This window comes from Micromonospora sp. MP36, from assembly GCF_008119785.1.
Taxonomy (GTDB): Bacteria; Actinomycetota; Actinomycetes; order Mycobacteriales; family Micromonosporaceae; genus Micromonospora.
The window spans coordinates 21623-29829 of sequence record NZ_VSFA01000090.1 but is presented as its reverse complement, the minus strand read 5'-3'; the positions used below and the strand labels follow the sequence as shown (position 1 = coordinate 29829).

At 74.7% G+C, this 8207-nt stretch carries 8 protein-coding genes; 1 reads left to right on the top strand and 7 read right to left on the bottom strand.

What is annotated here, in order from left to right:
* Positions 1-89: 89 nt before the first annotated feature.
* On the bottom strand, positions 90-248 hold the full coding sequence (locus tag FXF52_RS42030) for a hypothetical protein (protein ID WP_187413860.1): 159 nt from the start codon (positions 246-248) through the stop codon (positions 90-92).
* 97 nt (positions 249-345) lie between these two features.
* A complete protein-coding gene (locus tag FXF52_RS32895) occupies positions 346-1632 on the bottom strand; it encodes an erythromycin esterase family protein (RefSeq protein WP_148802970.1) in 1287 nt (428 codons plus the stop codon).
* A gap of 323 nt (positions 1633-1955) precedes the next feature.
* Here FXF52_RS32895 and glpK point away from each other — a divergent pair, with 323 nt between their 5' ends.
* A complete protein-coding gene (gene glpK, locus FXF52_RS32890; RefSeq protein WP_148802968.1) occupies positions 1956-3473 on the top strand; it encodes a glycerol kinase GlpK in 1518 nt (505 codons plus the stop codon).
* A 44-nt stretch (positions 3474-3517) separates the two neighbouring features.
* On the opposite strand, the gene FXF52_RS32885 is transcribed toward glpK, so the two are convergent.
* The 5 genes from FXF52_RS32885 to ccsA are packed head-to-tail and all read right to left on the bottom strand — an operon-like array spanning position 3518 to position 8111.
* On the bottom strand, positions 3518-4390 hold the full coding sequence (locus FXF52_RS32885) for a cytochrome c-type biogenesis protein CcmH (RefSeq protein ID WP_187413859.1): 873 nt from the start codon (positions 4388-4390) through the stop codon (positions 3518-3520).
* 26 nt (positions 4391-4416) lie between these two features.
* The gene (locus tag FXF52_RS32880; RefSeq protein ID WP_148802963.1) at positions 4417-4980 is read right to left on the bottom strand and encodes a TlpA disulfide reductase family protein; all 564 of its coding nucleotides are present in this window, start codon (positions 4978-4980) and stop codon (positions 4417-4419) included.
* Positions 4977-6956 carry a cytochrome c-type biogenesis CcmF C-terminal domain-containing protein gene (locus tag FXF52_RS32875; RefSeq protein ID WP_148802961.1) on the bottom strand — a complete coding sequence of 660 codons (1980 nt, stop codon included), beginning with the start codon at positions 6954-6956 and terminating at the stop codon, positions 4977-4979. The genes FXF52_RS32880 and FXF52_RS32875 overlap by 4 nt, the downstream gene beginning before the upstream one ends.
* Entirely contained in the window at positions 6946-7353 is a 408-nt protein-coding gene (locus FXF52_RS32870) for a cytochrome c maturation protein CcmE (RefSeq protein WP_222870807.1), read from the bottom strand. The genes FXF52_RS32875 and FXF52_RS32870 overlap by 11 nt, the downstream gene beginning before the upstream one ends.
* Positions 7353-8111, bottom strand: coding sequence for a cytochrome c biogenesis protein CcsA (ccsA, locus tag FXF52_RS32865; RefSeq protein ID WP_222870806.1), 759 nt, complete (start codon positions 8109-8111; stop codon positions 7353-7355). Before ccsA ends, FXF52_RS32870 begins: the two co-directional genes overlap by 1 nt.
* Positions 8112-8207 lie beyond the last annotated feature (96 nt).

Below are 8207 nucleotides of genomic sequence, written 5' to 3'. Positions count from 1 at the left end.
CCAGCGACCACGGGGCCCCCCGCGCCTGCCAAAAGCCGGCCCGGCGGTGCCGGGCATCGTGGCCCGGCACCGCCGCGAACGAGCTGGTGTCAGCTCTTGGCCTGGCGCTTGGCATCCTGCGGATTGGCACCCTTGCTGACCTTGTTGAGCGCCTGCCGCAGCTGGCCCTCGGTCATCTTGGAGTTGCCTTCGATGCCAGCGTTGTGGGCCTGCTGGCGCAGGTCGTGAAGCTTCTCGCGATCGGCCATGTCAGCCTCCCGTGTGCTCAAGAGCCTGAAGCGACTCCGGTTGGAGAGATCTGCGTTCCCGCAGCCCCCAGGCCCAAACGGTCGACCCGTCCCGGGATCAGACGCCCGAGGGGTACGTCTCGGCCTCGGCGAGGGCGGTGGGCCGTACCCGCAGCGGCCGGACCGCCTGCGACTCGTCGATCCAGCAGAAGGCGTCGTACCGGTCGCCGAGCACGGTGGGGACGTAGTTGCCCAAGCTCTCCCGTTCCGGGTGGTAGACGACGCCTATCGCCCGGTGGTCGAGTTGGTCGGTGAGCAGGTCCAGTGGCTCGTCGCCGGGGAACACGAACAGGGCCTGCGCCGGTGCGGCGCCGTGCAGGACCTCCTCCAGCGAGTGCCGGCGGCCGGGCGGCACCGGCATCACCTCCATCGGCGCGCCCCAGGCGTCGCCCGCGACCACGGTGCCGTGGTGGGTGCCGAAACCGACCAGCACGACCTGGTCGGCGCCGTACCGCTCCCGGGCGAGTTGGCCGATGTTGACCTCGCCCGCGTCGGTCATGTCGGTCGCGCGGGCGTCCCCGACGTGGGTGTTGTGCGCCCAGACGACCCCCTTGGCCGTCGGCCCGTAGTGCCGCAGGAGCCGGTCGAGGGTGTCGTCCATGTGCCGGTCGCGGACGTTCCACGACTCCCGGCCGCCGCGTGCCATGGTCCGGTAGTAGCGCTCGGCCCCGGCCACGATCTCGGCGTTCTGCCAGGCTCCGAAGCGGCCCGAGCCGTCGGCGGCGGCCCGCTCGCGCAGCCCGACGAGCAGGTCGACGACCTCGTTCTCGCAGTTGGTCGGCACCAGCCGGGTGGCCAGCGCGTACTGCTGCGCGTCCTCCTCGTACGGCTGGAAGCAGCGGTAGGCGGCCAGCGCCGCCGGCACCTGCTCCGGGTCGTGCTCGCGCAGGTAGACGAGGATCTCGCGCAGCGACTCCCACAACGAGTAGACGTCCAGGCCGTGGAAGCCCGCGCGGGCGGGCTCGTCCACCCGGCTGTTGTGCACCCGCAGCCAGCGGGTGAAGTCGACGATCTCCTCGTTGGCCCACATCCACGTCGGCCAGCGCTCGAAGGTGGCCAACGCGTCCCGGGGATCCGCGGGCGCGTCGGGCAGGCATCGTACGCTGCGGTCCACCCGGTCGCAGTCGGGCCAGTCGCCCTCGACAGCCACGAACGAGAAGCCCTTCTCCTCGATCAGCCGCCGGGTGATCCACCCGCGCCAGGTGTAGAAGTCGTGCGTGCCGTGACTCGCCTCGCCCAGCATCACCACGCGGGCGTCGCCCACCCGGTCCAGCAGCGCGTCCAGGTCTCCCGGGTCGGCCAGCGGCGCCGCCAGGCCGACGATCTCGTCGTCGTAGCGTCCCATGGGCGGGCGGTACCCGTTGCGGTAGCAGCCATGCGAGGCGGCCATCGCGAATCACCGGGCGGCGGCCGGTGGCTGCGGGCGGACGAACGGGACGGAACAGTCTGTTGCCGCCCGAACGCCCGGAGGCGTCCCTGGTTGAGATTGCCGCGGTGCGGTGCCCACAATCTCCTGACTGCCGTCAAGGGGCTTCCTGCCGAGCGAGGACGGGCCGGAGCCGCCGGGCACGCTGAAGACCGAGACCGTTCCGGCGGAGGCGGAGTGTGGCCGTGTCCGACACCGCCGGCACGCAACCACCGCGGCGACCATGACAAGGAGAACCCCGGATGCCTGACTTCGTCGGTGCGGTAGACCAGGGCACCACCAGCACCCGCTTCATGATCTTCGACCACGGCGGCAACGAGGTCGGCCGCCACCAGCTCGAACACCAGCAGATCCTGCCCCGGGCCGGCTGGGTCGAGCACAACCCGCTGGAGATCTGGGAGCGGACCCAGACGGTCGTCCAGACCGCGATGAACGCCCGCGGCCTGACCGCCGCCGACCTGGCCGCGCTCGGCATCACCAACCAGCGCGAGACCACCGTGGTGTGGAACCGCCGCACCGGCCGGCCCTACTACAACGCCATCGTCTGGCAGGACACCCGGACCGACCGCATCGCCGCGGCGCTGGAACGCGAGGGCAAGGGCGACGTCATCCGGCGCAAGGCCGGCCTACCGCCGGCGACGTACTTCTCGGCTGGAAAGATCCAGTGGATCCTCGAGAACGTGGACGGGGTCCGCGAGGCCGCCGAGCGGGGCGAGGCCGTCTTCGGCAACACCGACACCTGGCTGCTGTGGAACCTCACCGGCGGGGTCGAGGGCGGCGTGCACGTCACCGATCCCACCAACGCCAGCCGCACCATGCTGATGAACCTGGAGACGCTGGACTGGGACGACGAGCTGCTGTCCTTCTTCGACATCCCGCGCGCCATGCTGCCGCAGATCCGGCCCTCGTCGGACCCGCGCTCGTACGGCAGCACGGGGCGGCACGGTCCGTTCACCGGCCCGGTCCCGCTCACCGGCGACCTCGGCGACCAGCAGGCCGCCACGGTCGGGCAGGTCTGCTTCGCCCCGGGCGAGGCGAAGAACACCTACGGCACCGGCAACTTCATGCTGCTCAACTCCGGCCGGGAGATCGTCCGGTCGAACGCCGGGCTGCTCACCACCGTGTGCTACCAGTTCGGCGACGAGGCGCCGGTGTACGCGCTCGAAGGGTCCATCGCGGTCACCGGCTCCGCCGTGCAGTGGCTCCGCGACCAACTCAAGATCATCAGCAGTGCGGCGCAGAGCGAGCTCCTGGCCAGCCAGGTCGCGGACAACGGCGGCGTCTACTTCGTGCCCGCCTTCTCCGGCCTGTTCGCCCCGTACTGGCGCTCCGACGCCCGCGGCGCCATCGTCGGCCTCTCCCGCTACAACACCGACGCCCACATCGCCCGCGCCACCCTCGAGTCCATCTGCTACCAGAGCCGGGACGTGGCGGAGGCCATGGCGCAGGACTCCGGGGTGCACCTGGAGTGCCTCAAGGTCGACGGCGGGGTCACCGTCAACGACCTGTGCATGCAGTTGCAGGCCGACATCCTCGGCGTGCCGGTGAGCCGCCCGGTGGTCGCCGAGACCACCGCGCTCGGCGCCGCGTACGCCGCCGGCCTCGCTGTCGGGTTCTGGAAGAACACCGACGAGCTGCGGGAGAACTGGAACGAGAGCAGGCGCTGGCAGCCGACCTGGTCGCCGGAGCAGCGCGAGGACGGCTACGCCCGGTGGAAGAAGGCGGTCCAGCGCACCCTTGACTGGGTCGAGGTCGACTGATCCCACCAGTGCCGGCGGCCGGCACCGGGTGGCGGCCGCCCCACTCAGCGTCCGTTGGGCGCCGGGTCCGGGGAGAGGAGCCGCCTGATCTCCGCGGCGGCCGGGTGCGCCGGCGCGACGGCCAGGAAGCGCCGCAGGCTCCGCTCGGCCTCGACGGGTTGGCTGGTCCGCTGCGCCAGCCCCAGCACGAGCAGGCCGTCGGGGGAGTTCGGCTCGCGGCCCAGCACCTCCCGGGCGGTGCGTTGCGCGCCGTCGCTGTCGCCGGAGCGGAGCAGTGCGAACGCGAGCCGCAGCCGGACGGCGTCATCGGGTCGCTCGCGCAACGCCTCCTGGTACATCTGCGCCGCGGCGTCGTACCGGTCCTGCGTCTCCAGGTCGTGGGCGAGCTGGAGGGCGACCGCGACCGGGTCGGCCGGTGCCGGCCGAGCGGGCGGGTCGAGCCGGTAGGTGACGACCGCGACGGACGCCACCAGCCCCACCACGCCCACCGACGCGACCCGCCACGCCCGCCGCGTAGCCCGCGCGCCCGGCGTCCGGGGCGCGGCGGGGCGGGCCCGGCCAGCGCGGGGGCGCAGCGTCCGCACGGCCGCGTAGGCGCCGGCCAGCAGGGCCAGCGCGGGTACGCCCCACAGCAGCAGCCGGACCCCGCGGTCGGGCGGATCGGTCAGCACGTCCGCCCCGTACCGCTGCACGAACCAGCGCCGGATCTCGTCGCGGTCCCGCCCCTGGGCGAGTTGGTCCGCCACCACCTGCCGCATCGCCACCGCGATCGGTGACCGGGAGTCCGCCACCGACTCGCCCTGGCAGGCCGGGCAGCGCAGCTCGGCGGCCACCGCGCGGACCGGGTCCGGGCGGCCACGGTCGCCCGCCGACCGGGCCAGTCCGGCGCCGGCCGCGGCGGCTAGCGCGACGAGCATGAGCGCCACCAGGACGCGGCGCCACCTCATCCGGCCAGCAGCGGCGCGATCCGCTGCTCCAGCCACTGCCGGGTCACCACGCCCTGCCGCCGGTCGACGAGCCGGCCGTCCCGGTCCACCACGAAGGTCTCCGGCACGCCCCGCACGCCCCACTCGACCGCCCGGGTGCCGTCCGGGTCCGGCACCACGGTCAGCCCCGTCGCGCCGGTCTCGTCGAGCAGCGCCCGGACCGCGTCGACGCCGTCGCGGATGTTCAGCCCCACCACCCGGAGCCCGCGCGGGGACCAGCTGCGCTCGGTGTCGACCAGCAGCGGCAGCTCGTCCCGGCACGGGCCGCACCAGGAGGCGAACACGTTGACCAGCACCACCTGGCCCCGGGCCTCGGCGAGCGCGAAGCGGCCACCGTCCAGGGTGGTGCCGGACAGCGCGGGGGCGGGAGCGCCCGCCACGGACGGCGTGCCGCCGGGTTCCGACGCGGCGGGGGCGCGCAGGCCGACCGCGACCAGGGCGCCGACGGCGAGGGTGAGCGCGAGGACCGTCGCGGGCCAGGCGCGCAGCCAGCCGGGGCGGCGCAGGGTCGGGCGCCTCATGTCGAGGCTCCGGAGCCGACCGCTTTCGGGGCGGGCCGGTCGGCGCGGCTGGCCGAGCGCCCGGCTCCGGTACCGGCCGCTGTCGGCGGCAGCCGGTCGGCGCGGCCGCGCGGCCGTCGCGCGGAGCGGGCGGCAGCGAGCAACCCGCCGGCGGCGGTGAGCGCCCCGCCGGCCCAGAGGAGACCGACGAGCGGGTTCACCGCGAGCCGCACCGTGGCGCTGCCGCTGTCCTCGCCGACGGCGATCAGCGTCACGTACGTGTCGCGCAGCGGGCCGGTGCCGATCGCCGGCACGGTCACGGCGGTGTCCCGGGCGGGGTGGTAGCGCAGCGCCGGGGTGATCGTCGGGCCGGCGCGCCCGGACGTGGTGAGCGCCAGCCGGGCCCGTACCGCCATGCTGCCGCTGCCGCCGGTGCGGTCCACGCCGACCAGGCGGACCGAGACGTCGCCCACCCGCAGGGTCTCGCCGACCCGCAGCGTGCGTTCGTCATCCCGCCCGTACGCCGACGATCCGGCGACGCCCACCGCGACCAGGGCGAGCCCGGCGTGCGCGACCAGTCCGGCGAGCCGGCCGGGCCGTCGTCGTGGGCCGGTCCGCAGGTGCAGCGCATCCCCGGCCAGTCCGGTGAGGACGAACGCCGCCGCGCCGAACGCGGTGAGCGCGGCCGGGCCGGGCCGGCTGAGCAGGCCGACCAGGGCCACCGTGCCCAGGCCGGCGCCGGCGGGAACGGCGAGCCGCCGCAGCGCCGCCGACCGGTCGCGGACCCGCAGCGCGGGCGCCACGCCCATCACCAGCAGCACCACGACCGCCAGGGGCACCGCGGTCCGCTGGTAGTAGCCGGGTCCCACCGAGGCGCGGGTCCCGTTCAACGGGGCCGACAGCAGCGGCAGGATCGTGCCGATCAGCACCACCGCTGCGATGGCCACCAGGAGTACGCCGTTGACCAGCACGAGGGTGGGGCGGGAGAGCGCCCGCGGCCGTCCGGCGCGGGCCGGTTCGGGGTCCCGGCGGCCGGTCAGGACGGTCGACACCGCCACGGCCAGCAGCACGAAGCCGAGCAGCATCGGACCCAGCGGCGAGTCGGTGAAGGCGTGCACGCTGGCCACCGCCCCGGACCGGGTGAGGAAGGTGCCCAGCAGCACCAGCAGGAAGCTGGCGCAGGCGAGCGCGCTGTGCCAGGCGACCCGGCCGCGTACCAGGGTGGTGTGCAGGAACGCGGTGGCGGTCAGCCAGGGCAGCAGGGAGGCGTTCTCCACCGGGTCCCACGCCCAGTAGCCGCCCCAGCCCAGCACCGCGTACGACCACCAGGCGCCCAGGCCGATGCCGCCGGTGAGCGCGGCCCAGGCGGCCAGCGCCCACGGGCGGGCCAGCCGCACCCAGCCCGCTCCGTCCCGCCCGGCCAGCGGCGCCGCCAGCGCGAACGCGAAGGGTACGACCAGCCCGAGGTAGCCGGCGTAGAGCAGTGGCGGGTGCACGCCCATGGCCGGGTGCTGCTGCAGCAGTGGGTTCGGCCCGGGGCCGTCGGTCGGCACCGGGCTCACCGGGCGGAACGGGTTCGCGGCGAAGCTGGACAGCGCGAAGAAGAACAGCATGACCACGCTGACGACGACCATCGCGTACGCGTGCAGCCGGGCCGGGTACGCGCGCCGGGCCAGCAGCGCCGCGTACCCGCCGAGGACGAGCAGCCACAGCAGCAGCGAGCCGTCCAGGGCGGACCAGAGGCTGGTCAGCGTGTAGTAGAGCGGGACGTGCCGGCCGCCGTTCTCGGCCACGAACCGCACACTGAAGTCGTGCCGCAGCAGCGCCGCCTCCAGCAGGGCGCAGGCCACCGCGGCGGCGGCCAGGGTGGCGGCGGTGCCGAGCCGGGCGATGCGCGCGGGCGCGTCGAACAGGGCCACCCGCAGCCAGAGCAGGGCGGTCAGGGTCGCGCTGGCCAGCCCGGCGGCGAGGCTGGCGGTGCCGAGGTCACCGAGCATCGACCGGACCCACGGGTGGGGATGACGGCCGGTACTCGTTGCCGTGCCGGACCACCACGTGGTCCGAGCGGAACACGCCGTCCGGTGACAGGGTGCCCTCGACGACCGCCCCCGTGCCCTCCCGGAACGTCTCGGGAGGCGCGCCGCGCTGCTCGACGGCGATCTCCCGACCCCCGGCCGCGAGGCGGAACAGGACCAGGTCGCCGTCGTTGCGCAGCGATCCGGGCACCACGTCGCCGCCGAGGCGGACCCGGTGCCGGGCGAGGTCCGGTTCGTCGAGCACCTCGCCCGGGGTCCGGTAGTAGGTGACGGTGTCGCGGAGCGCGCTGGTGACCAGCAGCCCGCCGGCGACGAGCAGCACCGCGAGGAGGGTGATCCGGCCCGCGCGGCGACGCATCATCCGACTCCGACCCGCGTGCGTTCGGCGGCGGGGGTGGGCTCGGGCGCCAGGCGCCGCTCCAGGCGGACCACCCGGTGCAGCAGCACGCAGAACGCGGCGAGGGTGGCGGCGGCCACCGCGATCAGCAGCGCGGTGGCCATCCGGGGGTCGATCGGGGGTCGGTGCGGGGCCAGCATGGTCGCCTGCTGATGCAGCGAGCGCCACCAGACCACCGAGAAGTGCACCACGGGCACGAGGAGGAAGCCGGCCACCCCGACCACCGCGGCGGGCTTCGCCACCCGGCGGTCGCCGCCGTCGCGCGCCCCCGTCCGCTCCGCCAGTGCCCGGCGCAGGGCCAGGTAGCCGGCGTAGGCGAGCAGCAGCAGGGCCGTGCTGACCAGCCGTGGATCCCAGGCCCACCAGGTGCCCCAGACCAGGTGCCCCCAGACCGACCCGGTGGCGATGGCGGCGGCGGTGAGCACCACGCCGAGCTCCGCCGCCGCCCGGGCGAACCGGTCCCACCGCAGATCACCGCCGATGAGGTACGCCCCGCTGGCCGCGAGCACGACGGTGAACGCGGCGTACGCCACCCAGGCGGCGGGGACGTGCAGGTACATCAGCCGCTGCGCGTCGCCCTGCAGTTCGTCGGGGGGCGCTAGCCAGGCGCCGGCCGCGGCGGCCGCCGCGGCGAGGCCGCCGGCGATCCAGGCCATCGTCCGGCGTGCGGCGGCCGCTCTGGCCGTGTCCGCGACGAGGTCCACCGTGGAGGCTTGCATGATCTCCCTGTCCGCGTCCCGGGGCGCTTGACCGAAGGTGGGGATGGAGCCCACCATAAGACGCCTACTGGCCTATATTTCCCTGTTCGGAATAAA

What these genes read in the sequence shown, in the direction of transcription:
- FXF52_RS32885 (WP_187413859.1), bottom strand. Translation starts at nt 4,390, where the DNA reads ATGCTCGTCGCGCTAGCCGCCGCGGCCGGCGCCGGACTGGCCCGGTCG.
- glpK (WP_148802968.1), top strand. Translation starts at nt 1,956, where the DNA reads ATGCCTGACTTCGTCGGTGCGGTAGACCAGGGCACCACCAGCACCCGC.
- FXF52_RS32895 (WP_148802970.1), bottom strand. Translation starts at nt 1,632, where the DNA reads ATGGGACGCTACGACGACGAGATCGTCGGCCTGGCGGCGCCGCTGGCC.
- ccsA (WP_222870806.1), bottom strand. Translation starts at nt 8,111, where the DNA reads ATGCAAGCCTCCACGGTGGACCTCGTCGCGGACACGGCCAGAGCGGCC.
- FXF52_RS42030 (WP_187413860.1), bottom strand. Translation starts at nt 248, where the DNA reads ATGGCCGATCGCGAGAAGCTTCACGACCTGCGCCAGCAGGCCCACAAC.
- FXF52_RS32875 (WP_148802961.1), bottom strand. Translation starts at nt 6,956, where the DNA reads ATGCTCGGTGACCTCGGCACCGCCAGCCTCGCCGCCGGGCTGGCCAGC.
- FXF52_RS32880 (WP_148802963.1), bottom strand. Translation starts at nt 4,980, where the DNA reads ATGAGGCGCCCGACCCTGCGCCGCCCCGGCTGGCTGCGCGCCTGGCCC.
- FXF52_RS32870 (WP_222870807.1), bottom strand. Translation starts at nt 7,353, where the DNA reads ATGCGTCGCCGCGCGGGCCGGATCACCCTCCTCGCGGTGCTGCTCGTC.